The sequence below is a fragment of the Microbacterium sp. PI-1 genome, from assembly GCF_004337555.1.
Classification (GTDB): domain Bacteria; phylum Actinomycetota; class Actinomycetes; order Actinomycetales; family Microbacteriaceae; genus Microbacterium; species Microbacterium aurugineum.
Genome location: NZ_SJYZ01000006.1, coordinates 39,170 through 61,334 on the forward strand (window position 1 = coordinate 39,170; position 22,165 = coordinate 61,334).

Here is a 22,165-nt window from a genome sequence, read left to right on the forward strand (position 1 = left end):
TCGGGGAAGAAGGAAGTCAGGACACAGTGACATGAAGTTCTATGCACGAAGAATCGGGTTCTACGCGTTCACGCTCTGGGCCGCGATCTCCATCAACTTCCTTCTTCCCCGGCTCATGCCGGGGAACCCGGCCGACATCATGATCGCCAAGATGCAGCGGGCCGGCGGCGACGTCTCCGAGACGGCCATCCGCAACATCAAGCTCCTGCTCGGCGGCGACGACTCCTCCCTGTGGGAGCAGTACCTGGCGTACTGGGGACGCATGTTCCAGGGCGACCTCGGCGTCTCGGTCACGAAGTTCCCCACTCCGGTGACGGAGCTCATCGCCGGCGCTCTTCCGTGGACGCTCGTCCTGGTCGGCACCGCGACCGTCATCTCCTTCGTCCTCGGCGTCGTGCTCGGCGCCTGGGCCGGATGGAAGCGCGGCACCTGGGTCGACCACCTGATCCCCGCGACCACCGTCCTCCAGTCGATCCCGTACTTCTGGATGGCCCTGATCCTGGTCGCCGTGTTCGCGGTCGGCCTCGGCTGGTTCCCGATCTTCGGCGGCTACGACGTGTTCGACTATCCGGACGGCCCCGAACCGACGTGGGCGTTCTTCACCGATGCTGTGGCGCATGCGATCCTCCCGGCGATCACGATCGTGATCAGTTCGGTCGGTGGCTGGATGTTCGGCATGCGCAACATGATGGTGTCGACCCTCGCCGAGGACTACGTGCTCACGGCGGAGGCCAAGGGGCTTCGTCCGCGACGCATCATGACGACGTACGCGGCTCGCAACGCGGCGATCCCCTCGATCGCGGGGTTCTCGATCACACTCGGCTTCGTGGTCGCCGGTTCCATCGTCATGGAGCAGGTGTTCACCTACCCCGGCATCGGCAAGCTGATGTTCCAGGCCGTGACCAACAACGACTACGCGCTGATGCAGGGACTGTTCCTCGTCATCACCCTGACGGTGCTCGCCGCCAACTTCATCATGGACCTCGTCTATGGCTTCATCGACCCGAGGGCTCGCCAGAATGTCTGACACGAAGAACCCGCTCCTGACGCAGGAGCCGCCGATCACGGCACCGGCCAGCACGATCTCCTTGGCCACTCAGCAAGGACGCAAGCGGCGCCGTATCCTGCCCAGCACCTCACCCAAGTTCATCGTCGGCGCGAGCATCGTGGTCGCGATCGTGCTCTTCGCGATCATCGCGCCCTTCTTCACGCAGGATCCGCGCAGCACCGCGAACCCCGCGCTCCAGCCGCCCTCCGCGGAGCACTGGCTCGGTACGACCAAGCTCGGCAACGACATGTTCGCCCAGCTCGCCATCGGTGCTCAGGGCTCCCTGCTCATCGGCGTCACCGCCGGCGGCATCGCGATCATCCTCTCCCTCTTGTTCGGTGTCCTGGCGGGCTATCTGGGCGGATGGCGGGAAGACGGACTCGCGCTCCTCACCAACGTGATGATCGTGATCCCCGGGTTGCCGCTCGTGATGGTGATCGCCTCCTTCGTGCCGCAGCGCAGCTGGCAGCTCGTCGCGTTCGTGCTCGGTATCACGTCATGGGCCGGCGCCGCCTACGTTCTGCGGCTGCAGACGAGGTCGCTGCGCACGAGGGACTACGTCTACGCCTCGAAGGTCGCGGGGGAGCGCTCTTTCCGCGTGATCCTCGTGGAGATCATGCCGAACCTGCTCCCTCTGCTCGCGGCACAGTTCCTCTTCGCCATCATCTTCGCGATCCTCGGTGAGGCGGGTCTGTCCTATCTCGGCCTGGGCCCCAATTCTTCGATCACGTGGGGATCGATCCTGAACGACGCCCAATCGGGGCAGGCGCTCGGTCGCGGAGCGTGGTGGTGGTTCGTGCCGCCCGGACTCATGATCGCGTTGCTCGGCGCCGGGCTGTCGCTCATCAACTTCGCGATCGACGAGGTCATCAACCCGAAGCTGCGCAATGCGCCGGAGGCCGCGCGTCGTGTGCGCAAGGCCGCCAAGACCAAGGGAGTCACCGCATGAGCGAGCCGGTGCTGACGGCACGGAACGTGTCGATCGAGTACGAAGTCGACCCGCCGGTGAAGGCGGTGCGTGATGTCTCGCTCACCCTGAACCGCGGGGAGATCCTCGGCCTCGCCGGGGAGTCGGGCTGCGGGAAGACGACGCTGGCGTACGGGATGAACCGCCTTCTCAAGGCACCCGCGCTGATGACGGCCGGGGAGATCGTGTTCCATGACCGAGACGGTCAGGACATCGACGTCGTCGGGCTCGATGGCGAAGGGCTCCGAGCCTTCCGCTGGGACAAGATCTCCATGGTCTTCCAAGGAGCGATGAACTCCTTGAACCCGGTGATCAGCGTCAAGGCGCAGATCTTCGACATCTTCGACACGCACCGCCCTGGCATGAGCAAGAAGGCCAAGCAGGAGCGCGCCGAGGAACTGCTGACACTGGTCGGCGTCGATCCGAGTCGGCTCACGAGCTTCCCGCACGAACTCTCGGGCGGTATGCGGCAGCGCATGATGATCGCGATGGCCCTGGCACTCGACCCCCAGGTCATGATCATGGATGAGCCGACCACCGCGCTCGACGTGGTCGTGCAGCGCGGCATCATCCGGGAGATCATGCGTCTTCGCGAGAAGCTGGGGTTCGCGGTGATCTTCATCACGCATGACCTCCCGATGCTGATCGAGATCAGTGACCGGATCGCGATCATGCTGCAGGGGCAGATCGTCGAGGAGGGGACGGCGGAAGAGATCTACCGCACCCCGCAGCACGAATACACGCGGCGGTTGCTGTCGAGCTTCCCGTCGCTCAAGGGCGAGCGGGGCGACTTCGTCCGCACCGGCGTCAGCCAGGAGGGCGTGCGATGAACGCGAACACCACCACAGAGGCCGCGACCGGCGCCGGGGGGACGGCGACGTTGGAGGCGCGGAACCTGGTGAAGGACTTCCATCTGCGTTCGGGGTTCCGATCGAGCGTCCTGCATGCGGTGAAGGATGTGTCCTTCACGATCGAAGCGGGCAAGACGGTCGCTCTGGTGGGGGAGTCCGGGTCGGGGAAGTCGACGATCGCGCGGATGCTCATGAAGCTGGAGACTCCCACCAGCGGGGAGATCCTCCTCGACGGGAAGCCGTCGGGGACCGGAGGTCGGGCGCTGGAGGCCTATCGCTCGGATGTGCAGATGGTCTTCCAGGACCCGTTCGCCTCGCTGAACCCGTTCCACACGATCGTGCACCACCTGGAGCGGCCGCTGCGCCTGCACCACCCGGAGCTGTCGCGCACGCAGGTGCGGGAGCGCGCGGTGGAGCTCCTCGAGCGTGTGCGGTTGACGCCGGGGGAGAGTTTTGCCGAGCGTCGTCCGCATGAGCTGTCCGGTGGACAGCGGCAGCGCGTCGCGATCGCGCGGGCTCTCGCGCCCGGGGCACGGTTCATCGTGGCGGACGAGCCGGTCTCGATGCTGGACGTGTCGATCCGCCTCGGGGTCCTGAACCTGCTGGCAGAGCTGCAGCGCGAGGAGAACCTGGGAGTGCTCTACATCACGCACGACCTGGCGACGGCGAGGCACTTCTCCGACGAGATCATGGTGCTCTACAAGGGCGATGTCGTCGAACGGGGCCCGGCGGACGAGGTCATCCTGAACCCGCAGCACGAGTACACCAAGACCCTCCTGGGCGCGGCGCCCGAGCCGGACAACCTCGGACGTCTCCGTGACGAGGTCCGCCGCGAACTCGGCATCGTGCACTGACGGTCGGCACTCCGCCTTCGAATCGCGTGATTCGAAGGCCGTTCCGGAGAATCCGGCACCGAGGATCCGACGGGCTAGACTGGACCCACAACTGAAGACAGGCCGTATGACCCACGCGGGAGAGCCCCGGCGAACGCAGCCGGGCACCGAAGGAGCAAGCCTCCCCGCCAATCTCTCAGGTATGCGTACCGCGCGGGTCCGGCCACTCTGAAAAGCGATCCCGCGACCGTGCGGATCCGCCGACGGTGAAAGCCCCGCCTCTGTGCACGGGTGAAACTCTCAGGCCTATGACAGAGGGGGAGTTCCGAGGGACGGCCTGCCGCCGTTCCGCCCGACACAGCCCGGGAGAACTCCATGTCCGAACCTCGCTACACCCCGTTGCGTGAACGCCACGAGGCGCTCGGCGCCTCGTTCACCGACTTCGGCGGCTGGCAGATGCCGGTCCGCTACACGTCCGACCTCGCCGAGCATCATGCGGTGCGCCAGAGCGCGGGGATGTTCGACATCTCGCACATGGCCGAGTTCACCGTGCGTGGCGACGGAGCCGGGGCGTTCCTCGACCATGCGCTCGCCGGTCGTCTGTCGGCGCTGGCGGTCGGCAAGGCGAAGTACTCGCTGCTGCTCGCCGAGTCCGGCGGGATCATCGACGACGTGATCGTCTACCGCCTGGCCGATGACGACTACCTCATCATCTCGAACGCGGGCAATCGAGACGCGGTGTCCGCTGCGTTGAGCGCTCGCACCGAGGGCTTCGGGGTCGTCGTGCAGGACGTGTCCGACGACTACGCCCTCATCGCCGTGCAGGGCCCGCACGCGGAGGCCGTCCTCGCGGCGACCACCGACCTCACCGATGTCAGCACCCCCTGGGATGAGCAGAAGTACTACGCCTGGGCGTCGGCCGGATACGCCGGCAAGCCCGTTCTCCTCGCGCGCACCGGCTATACCGGCGAGGACGGCTTCGAGCTGCTCGTCGCAGCCGACGACGCGGTCGCCCTCTGGGACGCCCTGCTCGCAGCGGGCGCTCCGCACGGACTCGTTCCCGCCGGACTCGCGGCGCGCGACACGCTGCGCCTCGAAGCGGGCATGCCGCTCTACGGCCACGAGCTGAGCCTCGAGACCCGTCCGGCGCAGGCCGGCCTCGGTCGCGTCGTCGTGATGGCGAAGGAGCGGTTCGTGGGCAAGGAGGCACTCCTCGCCGCTGAGCAGGACGAGACATCCGATGCACCGGTGCTGGTCGGCCTCGTCGCCGAGGGCAAACGTGCCGGGCGAGCCGGATACGCCGTGGTCGACGGCGACGGGACCACGCTCGGTGAGATCACCAGCGGGGCCCTCAGCCCGACACTCGGACATCCGATCGCGATGGCCTATGTGCACCCTTCTTCCGCTGACGCGGGAACCGCAGTATTCCTTGATGTGCGGGGGACCAGAATCCCCGCGACCGTGACCGCCCTGCCTTTCTACCGGAGGACCAAATGACCGACCTCGCCGCACTCCACTACACCGAAGAACACGAGTGGATCGCCGCTGACGGCGACACCGTGACGATCGGCATCACCGATTACGCCGCAGAGAAGCTGGGTGACGTCGTGTTCGTCGAGCTTCCCGCGGTCGGCACCGAGGTCACCGCGGGAGCGGTCGTCGGTGAGATCGAATCCACCAAGTCGGTCGGCGAGCTGTACGCGCCGGTCTCGGGAACGGTCGTCGAGATCAACGATGCGGCCGTCGACGATCCCTCGCTCGTCAATGCGGCGCCGTTCGAGGGCGGCTGGCTGCTCAAGGTGTCCGTCGCCGCGGGCGCGCTGGACGGACTGCTCGACCGCGACGCCTACGTCGCACTGACGGAGGGCTGATCGCGCAGTGGTCACTTTCGCCGATCGTCACATCGGACCGACGGATGCCGCGCAGCACACCATGCTCAGCGCTCTCGGTCTGGACATCTCCGGAGCAGGCGACGCTCTGAGTCCGGTCGAGACGCTGATGCGTCAGGCCGTCCCCGCGTCGATCTACACCGGCCCGTCGTCCGACGCCGGGAGCGCGACGTCGCGGATCCCTGCTGCCGCGAGCGAGACCGAGGCACTCGCCGAGTTGCGGGACCTCGCCTCGCGAAACACGGTGAACCGTCCGATGATCGGCCTGGGCTACTACGGCACCATCACGCCGCAGGTGATCCAGCGCAACGTGCTCGAGAACCCCTCCTGGTACACGGCGTACACGCCCTATCAGCCGGAGATCTCCCAGGGGCGTCTGGAAGCTCTCATCAACTTCCAGACGATGGTCGCCGAACTCACCGGGCTCACCACGGCCAACGCCTCGATGCTCGACGAGTCCACGGCCGTCGTCGAGGGGATGCTGCTCGCGCGGCGCGCCTCGAAGTCGACCTCCACGGTGTTCGCCGTCGACGCGGACGCGCTTCCGCAGACCAAGGCGATGCTCGCGACGCGCGCCGAGGCCCTCGGAATCGAGCTCGTCTTCGTCGACTTCGCTGCGGGGGAGGAGCTGCCCGCCGAGTTGTTCGGCGTGTTCGTCCAGTATCCGGGAGCATCGGGTCGGCTCTGGGATCCGACCGCCGTGTTCGATGCTGCGCACCTCGCGGGCGGACTCGCGGTGGCCGCGGCCGACCTGCTCGCCCTCACCCTGATCGCATCGCCGGGCTCGCTCGGCGCCGACGTCGCGGTCGGCACGACCCAGCGCTTCGGCGTGCCGATGGGGTTCGGCGGGCCGCACGCGGGCTACATGGCGGTTCGCGCCGGTCTGGAGCGTCAGCTGCCCGGCCGACTCGTCGGAGTGTCCGTGGATGCCGACGGCAAGCCCGCCTACCGCCTCTCGTTGCAGACGCGCGAGCAGCACATCCGTCGCGAGAAGGCGACGTCGAACATCTGCACGGCCCAGGTGTTGTTGGCCGTCATGGCGTCGATGTATGCGGTCTATCACGGTCCGGACGGGCTCCGCGAGATCGCGACGCAGACGGCCGCGAAGGCCGCATTGCTGCGCGACTGGCTGACTGAGGCGGGCGTCGACATCGTGCATGCCCAGTTCTTCGACACCCTGCAGGTGCGGGTCCCCGGACGTGCGGCCGAGTACGCCGCGCAGGCGCACGACGGCTACGGCATCCTGCTCCATGTCGCAGACGCCGACACGGTCGGGATCGCGGTCGATGAGACCACGACCCTCGGCGAGCTGCACCAGGTGACACGCGTCTTCGGTGGCAAGAACGAGCGGGCTTTCGGGAATTTCGGCGCCGAGAAGCTGCGGGCGCTTCCGGTCGACCTGCTCCGTCAGGACGAGTACCTCACGCACCCCGTGTTCCACTCGCACCGTTCGGAGACCGCCATGATGCGGTACCTCAAGAGCCTGGCCGACCGCGACTACGCGCTCGATCGAGGCATGATCCCGCTGGGCTCGTGCACGATGAAGCTCAATGCGGCGACCGAGATGGCGGCGATCACGTGGCCCGAGTTCGCCGGTATCCACCCGTTCGCGCCGGCCTCCGACGTGCAGGGCTACCTCGAGCTCATCGAGCAGCTCGAGGGCTGGCTCGCCGAGGTCACCGGATACGACGCCGTCTCGCTGCAGCCGAACGCCGGTTCGCAGGGTGAGCTCGCCGGTCTGCTGGCGATCCGCGGATACCACCACGCGAACGGCGACCAGCACCGCACGGTGTGCCTCATCCCGTCGTCCGCCCACGGCACGAATGCGGCCTCGGCCGTGCTCGCGGGTATGAAGGTCGTGGTCGTCGCGACCGATGAGCTCGGCAACGTCGACCTCGACGATCTGCGCGCGAAGATCGCCCTGCACGCCGACTCCCTGTCGGCCTTGATGATCACCTACCCCTCCACACACGGTGTCTACGAGGAGCAGGTCGTCGAGATCACGGCCGCCGTGCACGACGCGGGTGGGCAGGTGTACGTCGACGGTGCGAACCTCAACGCGCTGCTCGGCTATGCGCGCTTCGGTGATCTGGGCGGCGACGTCTCGCACCTCAACCTGCACAAGACGTTCGCCATCCCGCACGGCGGCGGTGGACCTGGCATCGGACCGGTGGCGGCGAAGTCCCACCTCGCGCCGTTCCTTCCCTCGCACCCTCTCGCGCAGCGCGCCGAGCACTTCGGCGGCTTCACGTTCGACGGCGGGGTGATCTCGGCTGCTCCCTACGGCTCCGCCGGCATCCTGCCGATCTCCTGGGCATACGTGCGCATGATGGGTGCTGACGGGCTGCGACGGGCGACCGCGGCAGCCGTGCTCTCGGCCAACTACATCGCGGAGCGCCTCTCGGCTCACTTCCCCGTCCTGTACACGGGTGAGAACGACCGGGTCGCGCACGAGTGCATCCTCGATCTGCGTCCGCTCAAGGAGGCGACCGGCATCACGGTCGACGACGTCGCCAAGCGCCTCATCGACTACGGCTTCCACGCGCCGACCATGTCGTTCCCGGTCGCCGGCACACTCATGGTCGAGCCGACCGAGTCGGAGGACCTGGACGAGATCGAGCGCTTCATCGAGGCGATGATCCTGATCAAGGCGGAAGCGGACGCCGTGGCCGCAGGACGCTGGCCCGCCGACGACAACCCGCTCGTGCGTGCACCCCACACCGCGGTCTCGCTGATCGCGGGGGAGTGGGACCACGCCTACACGCGAGAGGAGGCGGCCTATCCCGTGCCTGCCCTCGTCGCAGGCAAGTACTGGCCGCCCGTGCGCCGGATCGACCAGGCCTACGGTGACCGCAATCTCGTGTGCGCGTGCCCGCCGGTGGAGGCGTTCGCCTGAGCTCTCGTGCTCATGTGAGCAGACGGTGCCGCACCTCCGTGGGGTGCGGCACCGTCTTCGTGTCTGCGAGTGTTTCGGCGAGATTACGGATGGTCACCACTCAGTAACGGTTCGTTAGCTGAGCGCGGCGGGGGCGAAGGTGCGGGTTACGCTCAGGTATCCCTGCTCGCTCGATGGTGAGTGCGCAGAATTCCCACGTCCACAGGAGGACACAAAGTGAAGCGCAACAAGATCGCCCTCGCGGGCGTCGCGCTGTTCGCGGTCGGCGCTCTGTCGCTCGCGGGCTGCGCAAGCGGATCCGGCAACAACGGTGACAGTGGCAACGGCTCGAACGCCGATCCCGACGCCATCATCACCACGAACGGCTCCGAGCCCGAGAACCCGTTGATCCCGACCAACACCAACGAGGTCGGCGGAGGCAAGATCCTCGACGAGATCTTCGCGGGTCTGGTCTACTACGACGCCGATGGCGAGCCGGTCAACGACATGGCCGAGGAGATCACCACCGAAGACCCTCAGCACCTCACCGTGAAGCTGAAGGAGGGGCAGACGTTCACCAACGGTGAAGAGGTCACCGCCGACAACTTCATCAAGGCGTGGAACGAGGGCGCGAAGGCCTCCAACGCTCACCTCTCCAGCTACTTCTTCGAGGACATCGAGGGCTTCAGCTACGACGAGGACTCCGAGCTCACCGGTCTGGAGCAGGTGGACGACTACACGTTCACGATCGCGCTCAACAAGCCGGCCTCGGACTTCGCGCTGCGTCTCGGCTACTCGGCCTACTACCCGCTCCCCGATGTCGCTTTCGAGGACATGGACGCGTTCGGCCAGAACCCCATCGGCAACGGCCCGTACATGATCGACGGCGAAGACGCATGGCAGCACGACGTGCAGATCGACCTCGTCCGCAACGACGACTACGAGGGCGGGCGCAAGCCGGCCAACGGCGGTCTGACGATCAAGTTCTACGCCACGCAGGAAGCCTCCTACGCTGACCTGCAGGGCAATGACGTCGATGTGATCGACCAGATCCCGACCAGCTCGCTGCCCGTCTTCCAGGACGAGCTCGAGGACCGGGCCGTCAACCAGCCCTCGGCTGTCTTCCAGTCGTTCACCATCGGCCAGTTCCTCCCGCACTTCAGCGGCGAAGAGGGCAAGCTGCGTCGTCAGGCGCTGTCGATGGCGATCAACCGCGAGGAGATCACCGAGACGATCTTCTCCGGCACCCGCACCCCGGCGGCGGACTTCACGTCCCCGGTCATCGCCGGCTGGTCCGACTCGATCCCCGGCAACGAGGTCCTCAGCTACGACCCCGAGAAGGCCAAGGAACTCTGGGCCGAGGCTGACGCCATCGCTCCGTGGGAGGGCGACTTCAAGATCGCCTACAACTCCGACGGCGGACACGACGCCTGGGTCGACGCAGTGAGCAACAGCATCAAGAACACGCTCGGCATCGAGGCATCGGGCGACCCGTACCCGACCTTCCAGGACCTGCGCACCAAGATCAACGACCGCACCATCACCACGGCGGCACGTTCGGGCTGGCAGGCCGACTACCCGGGTCTGTACAACTTCCTCGGACCGCTCTACGCGACGGGCGCCGGTTCCAACGACGGTGACTACTCGAACCCCGAGTTCGACGACCTCATCTCGGCGGGCATCAGCAACCCTGACCCCGACGCGCAGCTCGAGGACTTCACCAAGGCACAGGAGATCCTGTTCCAGGATCTGCCTGCGATCCCGCTGTGGTACTCGAACGTGACCGGTGGGTTCAGCGAGAACGTCGACAACGTGACGTTCGGCTGGAACTCGGTCCCGCTGTACTACGAGATCACGAAGGCCGGCGAGTAAAGTCTGACGGCACTTCACCCATGAGGCGGTGACGATTCTTCGTCACCGCCTCATGGGCTGTGTTCGCCTCGCTTTCTTTGCCCTCAAGAAGGGACAAGCGGATGCTCGGTTACATTCTGAGACGTCTTCTGCAGGTGATCCCGGTCTTCTTCGGAGCCACCCTGCTCATCTATTTCCTCGTGTTCGCCATGCCTGGCGACCCGATCCTCGCGCTCTTCGGTGACAAGACCCCGAACCCGGCGGTCATCGAACAGCTGCGCGCGCAGTATCACCTCGACCAGCCGTTCCTGGTGCAGTACTGGTACTACATCACCGGCGTATTCCAGGGTGACCTCGGCACCACCTACTCCGGGAGGCCCGTCTCCGCGGTTCTCGCGGCGACGCTTCCTGTGACGGGGCGCCTGGCCGTCATGGCGATCGGCATCGAGTTCTTCCTCGCCATCGTCATCGGCACGATCTCGGCGCTGCGCAAGGGAAAGTTCTTCGACAACGTCTCGCTCATGATCGCGCTCGTCGCGATCGCGATCCCGATCTTCGTCGTCGCCTTCCTCGCCCAGTACTTCCTGGCGATCCAGCTCGGCTGGTTCAAACCGACCGTGGGCGCGGACAACGACTGGGGAGGTCTGTGGCTTCCGGCCATAGTCCTCGGTTTCAGTCTCTATGCGGTCAGCATGCGTCTGATGCGCAGCTCCGTGATCGACACGCTCAACCAGGACTGGGTGCGCACGGCGTACAGCAAGGGGCTGTCACGCAATCGCGTGCTGCCCGTGCACGTGCTGCGCAACTCGCTGATCCCCGTCATCACCAACTCCGCCACCAACTTCGGAGTGCTGCTGGTCGGCGCGACCGTGACCGAGGGCATCTTCAACGTCCCGGGCGTCGGAAACACGCTGTTCCAGGCGATTCAGCGCGGTGAGGGTCCGACCGTCGTCTCGTTCGTGACGGTCTTCGTGATCCTTTACGTCTTGGTCAACCTTGTCATCGACCTGCTCTACGGTCTGCTCGACCCGAGGATTCGCTATGCCTGATCCCACCACTCAGAAGCACTATGTTGCTCCCGTCGAGACGGAATCCGTCAACGTCGACGCCGTGCGCATCGCCGACAAGCCCAGCAACCTGTGGCGTGACGCCTGGCGTGACCTGCGCAAGCGCCCGCTGTTCTGGTTCTCGGTGGTGCTGGCGCTCGTCTTCCTGCTGATGGCGCTGTGGCCCACGCTGTTCACACAGGTGCCGCCGAACCGCGACTGTCTGCTGTCCAACAGCAACGGCGGCCCGACCGAGGGGCACCCGCTGGGTTTCACCTTCCAGGGCTGCGACATCTACTCCCGAATCGTCTGGGGGTCGCAGACGTCGCTCGCGGTCGGCCTGATCGCCACGGTGATCGCGTCGATCCTCGGCCTCATCATGGGGGCGCTCGCGGGGTTCTACGGAGGATGGCTCGACTCGGTGCTCTCGCGCGTCGGGGACATCTTCTTCGCGATCCCCTACATCCTCGCCGCCGTGGTCGTGATGACCGTCTTCCGGGACTCCCGTTCCGTGTGGACGCTCGCCTTCGCGATCGGCGGGTTCGCCTGGGCTTCCACAGCCCGTGTGGTCCGCGCAGAAGTGCTGAGGGTCCGCCAAGCGGACTTCGTCATGGCGTCACAGGCCGTGGGGCAGTCGAAGTTCCGGATCCTCGTGAGCCACGTCATCCCGAACGCCCTCGCGCCGCTGCTCGTGGTATCGACCCTCGGGCTCGCGGCGGCGATCGTCGCCGAGGCGACCCTGTCGTACCTCGGTGTCGGTCTCGGCAGTGATGTGATGTCCTGGGGCCTCGACATCGGCAAGGCGCAGGCCTCGTTGCGCGTCGCTCCGATGGCGCTCATCTATCCGTCGATCGCGCTCACCCTGGCGGTGCTCGCGTTCGTGACTCTGGGTGAGCTCATCCGAGACGCCCTCGACCCGAAGGCGAGGGCTCGGCGATGAGCGATCGTATTGCTGATCAGACCCCGCTGCTGAGCGTGCGCGACCTCACGGTCGCCTTCCGCTCTCAGGAGGGGATGCGCGAGGTCCTCCACGGCGTGAGCTTCGACGTCATGCCCGGCGAGACCGTCGCGATCGTCGGTGAGTCGGGCTCCGGCAAGTCGACCACCGCCACGGCCATCGTGAACCTGCTTCCCGGCACCGGCGTGGTGACGAAGGGATCCGTCACGCTGGAGGGACGTGAACTCACGAGCCTCGGCCGCCGGGAGATCGAGTCGGTGCGTGGGCGCGACATCGGATTCGTGCCGCAGGACCCGATGTCGAGCCTGAACCCGGTGTGGAGCATCGGTTTCCAGGTGAAGGAGGCCGTCCGAGCCAACGGCATCGCCCAGGGCCGTGCCGCGGTCAAGGCGCGGACCGTCGAGGTGCTGCAGCAGGCGGGGCTCGCAGATGCTGAGCGCCGACTGCACCAGTATCCGCATCAGTTCTCCGGCGGCATGCGCCAGCGGGCGCTGATCGGGATCGGGCTCGCGGCCAATCCGAAGCTGCTGATCGCCGATGAGCCGACATCGGCTCTCGATGTGACGGTGCAGCGCGTGATCCTGGACCACATGGCAACGCTCACGCGGGACAAGGGCACCTCGGTGCTGCTGATCACCCACGATCTGGGACTCGCGGCGGAACGCGCCGAGAAGATCATCGTGATGAACGGCGGCAACATCGTCGAGGCGGGTCCGAGCCGACAGATCCTCGAGGATCCGCAGCACCCGTACACGAAGCGGCTGGTCGCGGCGGCACCGAGTGTGGCGTCGAAGCGGATCCAGGCCGTGGTCGCGGACCGCGGCATCGAGACGCGCGACGACCTCGCCGCGATCCCGCCGACCGTTCGCGTCGCAGGGCTGACCAAGGACTACAAGATCCGCCAGGGGAACTTCCGCAGTGAAGCCTTCCGTGCAGTGGACGATGTGTCCTTCGAGATCCCGCGTGGCAAGACCCTCGCGCTGGTGGGCGAGTCCGGTTCGGGCAAGTCGACCGTGGCGAAGATGGTGCTCAAGCTGGAGGATCCCACCAGCGGCACGATCGAGATCGACGGCCGCGACGTGTCCAACCTGTCGCGCGCGCAGTCCTTCGGTCTCCGTCGTCGGATGCAGCCGGTCTTCCAGGACCCGTACGGCTCGCTCGATCCGCTGCGCAACATCGGCAGCACGATCGCCGAACCCATGCAGATCCACGGTGTCGGCGATAAGGCGTCGCAGCGGGCTCGTGTCAAGGAACTGCTGGAGCAGGTCGCCCTCCCGCAGGCCCTTGCGAGTCGCTATCCGAACGAGCTCTCGGGCGGACAGCGCCAGCGCGTGGCGATCGCCAGGGCCCTGGCGCTCAAGCCGGACATCATCGTCCTCGACGAGGCCGTGTCCGCGCTGGACGTGCTGGTGCAGGATCAGATCCTGAAACTCCTGGCGGACCTCCAGTCCGAGCTGGGCCTGACGTATCTGTTCATCACGCACGACCTCGCCGTCGTCCGCGTGTCGAGCGACCTCGTCTGCGTCATGGAGAAGGGGAAGATCGTCGAGCAGGGCACCGTCGACGAGATCTTCGCGAATCCGCAGGAGGAGTACACCGAGCGCCTCCTCCAGGCGATCCCGGGTGCGTCCCTCACGCTCGGAGGCGCCGGAGCGTGACCTCATCGCAACAACCCGAGGGCGCGCGCACATACCGCGCGCCCTCGGGCGTGGTCGTCCTCGTCTTCAGTGCCCTCCTGGCCTTGTTCCTGCTCGGCGACACCGCCGTTCGGGGAAGCTGGGGGCAGATGCTGCTCGTCGCTCCGTGGGTGCTGCTCGCCCTCTGGATCGTGTACGAGATCAGCTACGTCTCGCATGTCCGCGTGGATGCCCACGGTGTCGTCGTCCAGAACATGCTCCGCCGCACGCGCTTCGACTGGAGTCGCGTGCGCGACGTCGACCTGCGGTGGCAGCTGCTGTTCTCCCTGGACGACGGGCGTGAGGTCAGCTGTTACGGCGGACCCGCCCGCGCCCGGCCACCCCGCCCCGGTCGCGGGGAGGACGCCGAACCCAAGCCGTCATCCGGCCTTCACGCACTCACGGACATCCGCGACCTCTGGGACGCCGCGCCCGCGTCCGACGCGCCGATCCGACGCGAGTGGGATCGGCCGGCGGTCATCGCGCTGGTGGTGATCGTGGTCTGGGCGGTCGTCGCGATCCTCCTCGCCGGTTCCGCTTCGGTCTGATCGACTCAGCCGGGAAGTCCGAGCAGTGCGGGCCACGTCGCCGCCGCCCAGGGGTACCCCACGAATGCGGCGGCGTCGATCACGAAGTGTGCGACGAGGAACGGCAGGAGGCGTCCGCTGCGCTGGTACAGCCAGCCGAAGAGCAGGCCCATCGCCAGGTTGCCGAGGAATGCCGGATACCCCTGATAGAGGTGGTAGCTCGCCCGCAGCACTGACGTGGAGACGATGATCGTCCACGGACTCCAGCCGAGTTGGCGGAGCCGGGTGAAGAGATAGCCGAGCAGGACGAACTCCTCCTGCAGCGATGCGCGGGCCGCGGCCAGCAGCAGGACGGGAACGGTCCACCAATACGCGTCGATCCCCGCGGGGTCGATGGCCACGGTGAGTCCCAGAGCCCGACCGGCGAGGTAGAGACCGAGGCCGGGGATGCCGATCGCCAGGACGAGCAGGATGCCGCGACCGACATCGCGTCCTGACCTGGTGCCGTCCAGACCCAGCCGTGCCAGATGCGGGCGCCGCGACTGCCAGAGCAGGAAGCACACCAGCACCACCGGGACCAGCGAGAACCCGATCGCGAGCACCTGGTAGATGAGGTCGAAGATCTCGCGGTCGCTCCGGGACGGGTTCAGCTTCGCGACCTGGTCGGCGATCGGGACCTCATCCGTGAGCCGGTAGACGAGCTGCACGATCGCATACACGGCGGACTGTCCGAGGCCGAGCGCCAGGACGATCGCGATCTCCCACCACAGTCGCGCACGGGACGGGGCGGGGGAGAGGTCGGGGAGGTCCCACGGAGCCTGCGGTCTGGTCACGATCTCGATGCTACGACCTGCTTTCAGGAACAAGCTCTGTGCTTGCGTTATCCTGGAACGTCGGCTTCCCGGCAAAACCCCACATCTTTTAGGACACCTGCATGGCGCACGCCCTTCGCTCTGACCTCCGCAACGTCGCGATCGTCGCGCACGTCGACCACGGCAAGACCACTCTCGTCGACGCCATGTTGCGTCAGACGGGCTCCTTCGGTGAACACGCCCACGTCGATGAGCGCGCCATGGACTCGAACGATCTGGAACGTGAGAAGGGCATCACGATCCTCGCCAAGAACACGGCGATCACGTACAAGGGGAAGCACGCAGGCGGCGAGGAGATCACGATCAACGTGATCGACACCCCCGGTCACGCCGACTTCGGGGGCGAGGTCGAGCGCGGCCTGTCCATGGTCGACGGTGTCGTGCTGCTCGTCGACGCGAGTGAGGGCCCGCTGCCGCAGACGCGCTTCGTGCTGCGCAAGGCGCTCGAGGCCAAGCTCCCCGTGATCCTCCTGGTCAACAAGACCGATCGTCCCGACGCCCGTATCGCGGAGGTCGAAGAGGAGGCACACGACCTGCTCCTGGGTCTCGCCTCCGACCTGGTCGACGACGTGCCCGACCTCGATGTCGACGCACTGCTCGACGTGCCTGTCGTCTACGCTTCCGGTCGCGCCGGTGCCGCATCGCAGAATCGTCCCGCCGACGGCTCGCTGCCGGACAACGACGACCTCGAGCCGCTGTTCGAGGCGATCCTCGAGCACGTTCCCGCTCCGGAGTACGACGACGAGCACCCGCTGCAGGCCTGGGTCACGAACCTCGACTCCAGCCCCTTCCTCGGTCGTCTCGCTCTGCTCCGCGTCTTCAACGGCACGCTGAAGAAGGGCCAGACCGTGGCCTGGGTCCGTGCCGACGGCACCACCAGCAACGCGCGCATCACGGAGCTCCTGAAGACCCGCGCTCTCGAGCGCTACCCGGCCGACTCCGCCGGCCCCGGCGACATCGTCGCCATCGCCGGCTTCGAGAACATCACGATCGGTGAGACCATCGCCGACCCCGAGGATGTGCGTCCGCTGCCGGCCATCACGGTCGACGACCCCGCCATCTCGATGACGATCGGCACCAACACCTCGCCGCTCATGGGCAAGGTCAAGGGCCACAAGCTCACCGCTCGCATGGTCAAGGACCGTCTCGACAAGGAGCTGATCGGCAACGTCTCGCTCAAGGTCGTCGACATCGGACGCCCGGACGCCTGGGAGGTGCAGGGCCGTGGAGAGCTGGCCCTTGCCATCCTCGTCGAGAACATGCGTCGCGAGGGCTTCGAGCTCACGGTCGGCAAGCCGCAGGTGGTCACGAAGAAGATCGACGGCAAGACCTACGAGCCTTTCGAGCACCTCACCATCGACACCCCGGAAGAGCACCTCGGTGCGATCACGCAGCTGCTCGCGAACCGCAAGGGTCGCATGGAGAACATGACCAACCACGGCACCGGCTGGGTGCGCATGGAGTTCATCGTCCCGTCGCGCGGCCTGATCGGGTTCCGCAGCGAGTTCCTCACCACCACGCGCGGCACCGGCATCGCGAACGCGATCTCGCACGGCTACGAGCCGTGGGCGGGCTCCATCACGACGCGTCAGAACGGCTCGATCGTCGCCGATCGTCAGGGCGTCGTCACCCCGTTCGCGATGATCGCTCTGCAGGAGCGCATGTCGTTCTTCGTGCAGCCCACGCAGGAGGTCTACGAGGGCATGGTCATCGGCGAGAACTCGCGCGCCGACGACATGGACGTGAACATCACCAAGGAGAAGAAGCTCACCAACATGCGTGCGGCCAGCTCCGACACGTTCGAGTCGATGACGCCCCCGCGTCAGCTGACGCTCGAGGAGAGCCTGGAGTTCGCCCGCGATGACGAGTGCGTCGAGGTGACCCCGGAGGTCGTCCGCATCCGCAAGGTGAACCTCGATGCGAACACCCGTGCACGGGAGACGGCCCGCCTGAAGCGCCAGGACGCGAACGTCTGACACCAGCCTCGGACACGTTCCGAGTGAGAGGGTCTCGCACCGCCGGACGGCGCGTGCGGGACCCTCTTCTCATGTAAATCCCAGGTGAGGGATGGTTTTCGTTCAGGTTCGTGAGTCAGGCTGGTTCACTGCGCCGGGGACGAGCTCCCGATGAGTCTCCTGCAACGGCGTACGACAACCCGAAAGTCGACCCCATGCTTCAGAAGACTCGTGCGCTTCGGCGCGCCTCCGCAGCGGCCTCTGCCCGCACAGCGATCCACCGTCCCCTGTCCGTCCTCGGAGTGGCGGCGGCCGCTCTCGTCGGCATCACCGTGAGCGTCGGTCTCGCGTCCGTGCCCGCGTCGGGTGCGGTGGACATCCCCTCCGTCGTCACCTCGGCTGTCCGTTCCGGTGCAGAGCCCCTGGCGCAGATCACGAAGGTCGCGTCCGCGACGCTGACGCAGGCGAAGGTCGCGGTCGTCGCGGCGGAGACGCTGAACGGCGAGGTCGACAGCTCGGGCCTCGACCTCGAGACCACGTCGTCCGTCGACACCTCCGATCTGGAGAGCGACATCGACAAGCTCGAAGAGCTCGATGTGACTCCGGTGCTCCTGGTCGTCCCCGTCGCCGAGGAGGCCAAGCAGGAGACGGCGGATGTCGTCGCCGAGACCGCAGAGCTGCGCAGTGCGCTCGATGCTGCAGAGCAGAAGCGCGCAGCGGAGGAGGCGGCCAGGATCGCCGCAGAGGAGGCCGCCGCTCGGGCCGCGGCGGAGAAGCAGGCGGCGGCCGCCCTGGCCGCAGCCAACACGCCGGAGGGTGCCAAGGCCACCGCACGGCAGCTCATGTCGAGCACCTACGGATGGGGTGGCGACCAGTTCTCCTGCCTGGACTCCCTGTGGAACAAGGAATCCGGGTGGAACTACCAGGCGTACAACCCGAGCGGCGCCACCGGGATCCCGCAGGCGCTCCCCGGTAGCAAGATGGCGTCAGCCGGTTCCGATTGGCAGACTAACGCCGCCACCCAGGTCGCCTGGGGGCTCGGGTACATCTCCTCGGTGTACGGCACCCCGTGCAGTGCGTGGGGGCATTCCCAGGCCGTGAACTGGTACTGACCCGGCGCGGTCGCCCCTCGTTCAGCGCAATTCGGAGACGAGCACGGCGCTCGTGTTGGGCTTCGTCGCCTCGAAGATGTGCGGGGCATCGCCGGCATAGGTGAGGTAGTCGCCGGGGTGGAGGACCACGGGTTCGCCCGCGGGTCCGACCCGCGCCTCGCCGGCGACCAGGATCACGTGTTCGATCGTGCCCGGGTGGTGAGGGTCGGACAGGCGGGGATCGCCCGGGTCGGCCTGGATCAGGTACACATCGCGGCGCGCTCCGGGAGGGCTGGCAGAGAGCAGGGTCGCGCTGTAGGCCGCGGCGGAGGAGGGGACCCCGGCCAGGTCGTCGGCACGGATCAGGGTCGGGGCGTTGGCCTGCTGGTCGACGAGCACCGCGAACGGCACGCCGAGCGCCACTCCGAGTGCCCACAGCGTCTCGACGCTGGGGTTCCCGGAGCCGCTCTCGAGCTGCGAGACCGTGGCCTTGGACACCCCGGCTCGCCGGGCGAGCTCTGAGACCGACAGGCTCGCGGCCTCCCTTTCGCGGCGCAGGGTTCGAGCGAGACGTGTGCGGAGATCCTCCATGTGTTCATCATGTCAAACGATCGTTCGCTTGACTATGCATTCAGAAATGTTCAGAATGATGATCATGCGTTCACTGAAGCGAACACCTGGATGCGATCGGCGCCATGACCGCGGAGCGTGAGGTCTGGCGAGAGGCGCTCGGTGTCGTGCTCGCGACCAGTGCCTATGGGGTCTCCTTCGGTGCGTTGGCCGTGGCCTCCGGCCTGGATGTCTGGCAGACCTGCGTCCTGAGCCTGCTGATGTTCACCGGCGGCTCGCAGTTCGCGTTCGTCGGCGTCTTCACGGCCGGCGGTCTCGCTGCCCTGCCTTCGGCCATCGCGTCGGCGGCCCTTCTCGGTGTGCGCAATGTCGCCTATGGAATGCGGATGTCGCCGATCGTCGGGGGAGGGCCCGGGCGCAAAGCGATGGCGGCGCACTTCACGATCGACGAATCGACGGCGGTGGCGATCTCGCAGAGCGACCCGCGGCTGCGGCAGATCGGCTTCTGGGTGACCGGCGTCGGTATCTTCGTCGGCTGGAACATCACCACTCTCGTCGGCGCGCTCGTGGGTGACGTGCTGGGGGATCCGAAGACGTGGGGGCTGGACGCTGCAGCCGCCGCGGCGTTCCTCGCGCTGCTGTGGCCGCGGCTCCGGCAGCGGCAGGCCATCGCGGTGGGGGTGGCGGCCGCCGTGGTCGCCGCCGCGTTCACTCCGTTCCTCATGCCGGGCCTCCCGGTGCTCGTCGCGGCCGTGGTCGCGATCGCCGTCGGCTGGTTCAACTGGCTCGGACGACCCGTGTCGCCGGCCGAGGAGCCGCTGGATGGCGCGGAGGCCCCCTCATGAGCCTCTGGAGCGCGATCCTCCTCGCGGCGGTGATCTGCCTCGCCATGAAGGCGGCCGGCTATCTCGTGCCGTCTTCGGTACTCGAAGAGCCCCGCGTCGCCCGGATCTCCGATCTGCTGACCGTGGCCCTCCTCGCGGCGCTCGTCGCCGTGCAGACCCTCGGTGACGGACAGGCCATCATGGTCGATGCGCGTGTGCCCGCTCTGCTGGTCGCCGGGGGACTCCTGTGGTTGCGGCAGTCGTTCCTCGTCGTCGTGGTGGCTGCTGCCCTGGTGGCGGCCCTGCTGCGCGTCTTCGGCCTCGCATCGTGAACCCCGGATCTCGTCGGCACACCGCCGGCGCCGGTAAGCTCAACGGGTGCGCGTGAGCTGGTTGTCGAGAGTGCTGTCCTGGGTGGCTGCGGCCCTGGTGGGCGGCGTCTACGGCGTGGCGGGCACCATCGCCCACAGTGTGATGTGGGGGCCCGTCCCGATCGGACTGATCGTCGCTGCGATCGCGTGCGCAGCGATCCTCGTCGCCGTGCGCGCGCTCACCCACGACCGAGCGGCAGCGGTCGCCGCCGGACTGGGGATGATCGGGATGCTGGTGCTGATCTCCGGCGTGGGTCCCGGAGGGTCCGTGGTCGTGCCGGACTCGCTCAGCGGTCAGATCTGGACGTACGTGGTCGCGGGAATCGTGCTCCTAGTCGTCGCCTGGCCCTCCTTCGCCCGGGTCCCCGTGCGCACGGAGGCACCCGCCGCGCAGGAATCCGAGGCGCGCGAGTCGTAGACTGGAGCGGTGACGTATGTGATCGCCCTCCCGTGCGTCGATGTCAAGGATCGAGCCTGCATCGACGAGTGCCCCGTTGACTGCATCTACGAGGGCGAACGCTCGCTGTACATCCATCCCGACGAGTGTGTGGACTGCGGCGCCTGTGAGCCGGTGTGCCCGGTGGAAGCCATCTACTACGAGGATGACCTGCCCGACGAGTGGCAGGACTACTACAAGGCCAATGTCGAGTTCTTCGACGAGATCGGATCTCCCGGAGGCGCGGCGAAGGTCGGCGTCTACGCGTTCGATCACCCGATCGTCGCCGCGCTCCCGCCGCAGGGCGAGTAGGCGCGCGCTGTGAGCGTCCGAGACCTCGACGACTACCCCTGGGATGCCGTCGTCCCGTTCCGCGAGCGTGCGGCCCGACATCCGGAAGGGATCGTGGATCTCTCCATCGGCTCGCCGGTGGATCCGACTCCCGACATCATCCGGCGCGCTCTCACCGAGGCGACCGACGCCCACGCCTATCCGCAGACGGTCGGCACGCCGACCCTGCGTGAGGCGATCGTCGACTGGTACGCGCGCCGCCGCGGTGTGCCCGACCTCCGTGTCGACAACGTCCTGCCCACGATCGGCTCCAAGGAGTTCGTCGCGCTGCTACCCACGCTGCTCGGGCTGGGAGAGGGCGACATCGTCGTGCACCCCCGAGTGGCGTACCCGACCTACGATGTCGGTGCCCGCGTCGTCGGCGCGACACCGCTCCCCGCCGACGACCCCGCGGACTGGCCGGAGGGCACGAAGCTCATCTGGATCAACACCCCGGGCAACCCGGACGGCCGCACCTGGACGGTGGACGAGCTCGCCGCGGCCGTGCGTCGCGCCCGTGAACTCGGCGCCGTGCTCGCGAGCGACGAGTGCTATGCCGAACTCGGGTGGGATGGCGAATGGGCCGCCTCGCCGATTCCGTCGATCCTCGACCCGCGGGTGACCGGTGGCAGCCGCGCGAATCTGCTCAGCGTGTATTCCTTGAGCAAGCAGTCGAACCTCGCCGGCTACCGCGCCGCGTTCGTCGCCGGCTGTGCGCGCGTGGTCGGCGACCTCCTCACGGCGCGCAAGCATCTCGGCCTGATGCCGCCCGCTCCGGTGCAGCACGCCATGGCGGTGGCCCTCGGCGACGACGCGCACGTCGCGGCGCAAAAGGAGCTCTATCGCGCTCGGCGGGATGCGCTGCGTCCTGCGCTCGCAGCGGCCGGCTTCCGTATCGATGGTTCAGAAGCGGGGCTGTACCTGTGGGCGACGGAGGGACGGGATGCCTGGGATTCGATGGCGAGGCTCGCTGAGCTCGGCATCCTCGCGGGCCCGGGGCCGTTCTACGGTGATGACGCCGCGCAGCATGTCCGGCTCGCCCTCACCGCCCCGACCGAGCGCATCCTCGAGGCGGCGCGACGCCTCACTGTCGAAGCTCTGTAGGTTATCCCCTTGAAGTGGCCGTCTGTTTGGCGGATGTCACAGTAGGCCGGAGTGCCTACTAGGCTGTAAAAGCGATTCGGTCGTGACCCGA

At 67.2% G+C, this 22,165-nt stretch carries 21 protein-coding genes and 1 riboswitch; of the genes, 19 read left to right on the forward strand and 2 right to left on the reverse strand.

The window, feature by feature from the left end; genetic code table 11:
- Positions 1-31: 31 nt before the first annotated feature.
- The 12 genes from E0W80_RS07235 to E0W80_RS07290 all read left to right on the forward strand — a co-directional run bounded on the left by E0W80_RS07235 (position 32) and on the right by E0W80_RS07290 (position 14,542).
- Entirely contained in the window at positions 32-1,027 is a 996-nt protein-coding gene (locus E0W80_RS07235) for an ABC transporter permease (RefSeq protein ID WP_131491889.1), read from the forward strand.
- Positions 1,020-1,997: an ABC transporter permease gene (locus tag E0W80_RS07240; protein WP_047523248.1), complete on the forward strand. Its 978-nt coding sequence runs from the start codon at positions 1,020-1,022 to the stop codon at positions 1,995-1,997. Before E0W80_RS07235 ends, E0W80_RS07240 begins: the two co-directional genes overlap by 8 nt.
- Positions 1,994-2,845 carry an ABC transporter ATP-binding protein gene (locus E0W80_RS07245; RefSeq protein WP_047523249.1) on the forward strand — a complete coding sequence of 284 codons (852 nt, stop codon included), beginning with the start codon at positions 1,994-1,996 and terminating at the stop codon, positions 2,843-2,845. Before E0W80_RS07240 ends, E0W80_RS07245 begins: the two co-directional genes overlap by 4 nt.
- On the forward strand, positions 2,842-3,720 hold the full coding sequence (locus E0W80_RS07250) for an ATP-binding cassette domain-containing protein (protein WP_131491890.1): 879 nt from the start codon (positions 2,842-2,844) through the stop codon (positions 3,718-3,720). Before E0W80_RS07245 ends, E0W80_RS07250 begins: the two co-directional genes overlap by 4 nt.
- Before the next feature lie 106 nt (positions 3,721-3,826).
- Positions 3,827-3,921, forward strand: a riboswitch (glycine riboswitch).
- A 153-nt stretch (positions 3,922-4,074) separates the two neighbouring features.
- Positions 4,075-5,196 carry a glycine cleavage system aminomethyltransferase GcvT gene (gcvT, locus tag E0W80_RS07255; protein WP_131491891.1) on the forward strand — a complete coding sequence of 374 codons (1,122 nt, stop codon included), beginning with the start codon at positions 4,075-4,077 and terminating at the stop codon, positions 5,194-5,196.
- Positions 5,193-5,570 carry a glycine cleavage system protein GcvH gene (gene gcvH / locus E0W80_RS07260; protein ID WP_046749583.1) on the forward strand — a complete coding sequence of 126 codons (378 nt, stop codon included), beginning with the start codon at positions 5,193-5,195 and terminating at the stop codon, positions 5,568-5,570. Before gcvT ends, gcvH begins: the two co-directional genes overlap by 4 nt.
- Positions 5,571-5,577: 7 nt before the next feature.
- Complete coding sequence (gene gcvP, locus E0W80_RS07265) at positions 5,578-8,484, forward strand: aminomethyl-transferring glycine dehydrogenase (protein WP_131491892.1); 2,907 nt, start codon at positions 5,578-5,580, stop codon at positions 8,482-8,484.
- A 216-nt stretch (positions 8,485-8,700) separates the two neighbouring features.
- Positions 8,701-10,335, forward strand: a complete 1,635-nt coding sequence (locus tag E0W80_RS07270; protein ID WP_131491893.1) for an ABC transporter substrate-binding protein — start codon at positions 8,701-8,703, stop codon at positions 10,333-10,335.
- Between the two features lie 101 nt (positions 10,336-10,436).
- Complete coding sequence (locus E0W80_RS07275) at positions 10,437-11,363, forward strand: ABC transporter permease (RefSeq protein WP_131491894.1); 927 nt, start codon at positions 10,437-10,439, stop codon at positions 11,361-11,363.
- Positions 11,356-12,300, forward strand: a complete 945-nt coding sequence (locus E0W80_RS07280) for an ABC transporter permease (RefSeq protein WP_131491895.1) — start codon at positions 11,356-11,358, stop codon at positions 12,298-12,300. The genes E0W80_RS07275 and E0W80_RS07280 overlap by 8 nt, the downstream gene beginning before the upstream one ends.
- The gene (locus tag E0W80_RS07285; protein WP_131491896.1) at positions 12,297-13,976 is read left to right on the forward strand and encodes an ABC transporter ATP-binding protein; all 1,680 of its coding nucleotides are present in this window, start codon (positions 12,297-12,299) and stop codon (positions 13,974-13,976) included. The genes E0W80_RS07280 and E0W80_RS07285 overlap by 4 nt, the downstream gene beginning before the upstream one ends.
- Positions 13,973-14,542: a PH domain-containing protein gene (locus E0W80_RS07290; protein ID WP_131491897.1), complete on the forward strand. Its 570-nt coding sequence runs from the start codon at positions 13,973-13,975 to the stop codon at positions 14,540-14,542. The genes E0W80_RS07285 and E0W80_RS07290 overlap by 4 nt, the downstream gene beginning before the upstream one ends.
- 5 nt (positions 14,543-14,547) lie before the next feature.
- On the opposite strand, the gene E0W80_RS07295 is transcribed toward E0W80_RS07290, so the two are convergent.
- Positions 14,548-15,354, reverse strand: coding sequence for a type II CAAX endopeptidase family protein (locus tag E0W80_RS07295; protein WP_131491898.1), 807 nt, complete (start codon positions 15,352-15,354; stop codon positions 14,548-14,550).
- Positions 15,355-15,455: 101 nt separating this feature from the next.
- Here E0W80_RS07295 and typA point away from each other — a divergent pair, with 101 nt between their 5' ends.
- Positions 15,456-17,369, forward strand: a complete 1,914-nt coding sequence (typA, locus tag E0W80_RS07300; RefSeq protein WP_047522661.1) for a translational GTPase TypA — start codon at positions 15,456-15,458, stop codon at positions 17,367-17,369.
- Between the two features lie 194 nt (positions 17,370-17,563).
- Complete coding sequence (locus E0W80_RS07305) at positions 17,564-18,460, forward strand: phospholipase (RefSeq protein ID WP_205802316.1); 897 nt, start codon at positions 17,564-17,566, stop codon at positions 18,458-18,460.
- Between the two features lie 21 nt (positions 18,461-18,481).
- Here E0W80_RS07305 and E0W80_RS07310 read toward each other — a convergent pair whose 3' ends face one another.
- Positions 18,482-19,030 (reverse strand): helix-turn-helix domain-containing protein, encoded by a 549-nt coding sequence (locus E0W80_RS07310; RefSeq protein ID WP_131491899.1) that lies wholly within the window; start codon positions 19,028-19,030, stop codon positions 18,482-18,484.
- 104 nt (positions 19,031-19,134) lie between these two features.
- On the opposite strand from E0W80_RS07310, the gene E0W80_RS07315 reads away from it, so the two are divergent.
- The 5 genes from E0W80_RS07315 to dapC are packed head-to-tail and all read left to right on the forward strand — an operon-like array spanning position 19,135 to position 22,074.
- A complete protein-coding gene (locus tag E0W80_RS07315; RefSeq protein WP_131491900.1) occupies positions 19,135-19,854 on the forward strand; it encodes an AzlC family ABC transporter permease in 720 nt (239 codons plus the stop codon).
- A complete protein-coding gene (locus E0W80_RS07320) occupies positions 19,851-20,165 on the forward strand; it encodes an AzlD domain-containing protein (RefSeq protein ID WP_047523077.1) in 315 nt (104 codons plus the stop codon). The genes E0W80_RS07315 and E0W80_RS07320 overlap by 4 nt, the downstream gene beginning before the upstream one ends.
- Positions 20,166-20,211: 46 nt before the next feature.
- Complete coding sequence (locus tag E0W80_RS07325; protein ID WP_131491901.1) at positions 20,212-20,622, forward strand: histidinol dehydrogenase; 411 nt, start codon at positions 20,212-20,214, stop codon at positions 20,620-20,622.
- 9 nt (positions 20,623-20,631) lie between these two features.
- Positions 20,632-20,952 carry a ferredoxin gene (gene fdxA / locus E0W80_RS07330; protein ID WP_131491902.1) on the forward strand — a complete coding sequence of 107 codons (321 nt, stop codon included), beginning with the start codon at positions 20,632-20,634 and terminating at the stop codon, positions 20,950-20,952.
- Between the two features lie 9 nt (positions 20,953-20,961).
- Positions 20,962-22,074 (forward strand): succinyldiaminopimelate transaminase, encoded by a 1,113-nt coding sequence (dapC, locus tag E0W80_RS07335; protein ID WP_131491903.1) that lies wholly within the window; start codon positions 20,962-20,964, stop codon positions 22,072-22,074.
- Positions 22,075-22,165 lie beyond the last annotated feature (91 nt).

Excerpts from the sequence above, each read along its gene's own strand:
- E0W80_RS07235 (WP_131491889.1), top strand. The coding sequence starts at position 32 with ATGAAGTTCTATGCACGAAGAATCGGGTTCTACGCGTTCACGCTCTGG.
- E0W80_RS07240 (WP_047523248.1), top strand. The coding sequence starts at position 1,020 with ATGTCTGACACGAAGAACCCGCTCCTGACGCAGGAGCCGCCGATCACG.
- E0W80_RS07245 (WP_047523249.1), top strand. The coding sequence starts at position 1,994 with ATGAGCGAGCCGGTGCTGACGGCACGGAACGTGTCGATCGAGTACGAA.
- E0W80_RS07250 (WP_131491890.1), top strand. The coding sequence starts at position 2,842 with ATGAACGCGAACACCACCACAGAGGCCGCGACCGGCGCCGGGGGGACG.
- gcvT (WP_131491891.1), top strand. The coding sequence starts at position 4,075 with ATGTCCGAACCTCGCTACACCCCGTTGCGTGAACGCCACGAGGCGCTC.
- gcvH (WP_046749583.1), top strand. The coding sequence starts at position 5,193 with ATGACCGACCTCGCCGCACTCCACTACACCGAAGAACACGAGTGGATC.
- E0W80_RS07275 (WP_131491894.1), top strand. The coding sequence starts at position 10,437 with ATGCTCGGTTACATTCTGAGACGTCTTCTGCAGGTGATCCCGGTCTTC.
- E0W80_RS07280 (WP_131491895.1), top strand. The coding sequence starts at position 11,356 with ATGCCTGATCCCACCACTCAGAAGCACTATGTTGCTCCCGTCGAGACG.
- E0W80_RS07285 (WP_131491896.1), top strand. The coding sequence starts at position 12,297 with ATGAGCGATCGTATTGCTGATCAGACCCCGCTGCTGAGCGTGCGCGAC.
- typA (WP_047522661.1), top strand. The coding sequence starts at position 15,456 with ATGGCGCACGCCCTTCGCTCTGACCTCCGCAACGTCGCGATCGTCGCG.
- E0W80_RS07305 (WP_205802316.1), top strand. The coding sequence starts at position 17,564 with ATGCTTCAGAAGACTCGTGCGCTTCGGCGCGCCTCCGCAGCGGCCTCT.
- E0W80_RS07310 (WP_131491899.1), bottom strand. The coding sequence starts at position 19,030 with ATGGAGGATCTCCGCACACGTCTCGCTCGAACCCTGCGCCGCGAAAGG.
- E0W80_RS07315 (WP_131491900.1), top strand. The coding sequence starts at position 19,135 with ATGACCGCGGAGCGTGAGGTCTGGCGAGAGGCGCTCGGTGTCGTGCTC.
- E0W80_RS07320 (WP_047523077.1), top strand. The coding sequence starts at position 19,851 with ATGAGCCTCTGGAGCGCGATCCTCCTCGCGGCGGTGATCTGCCTCGCC.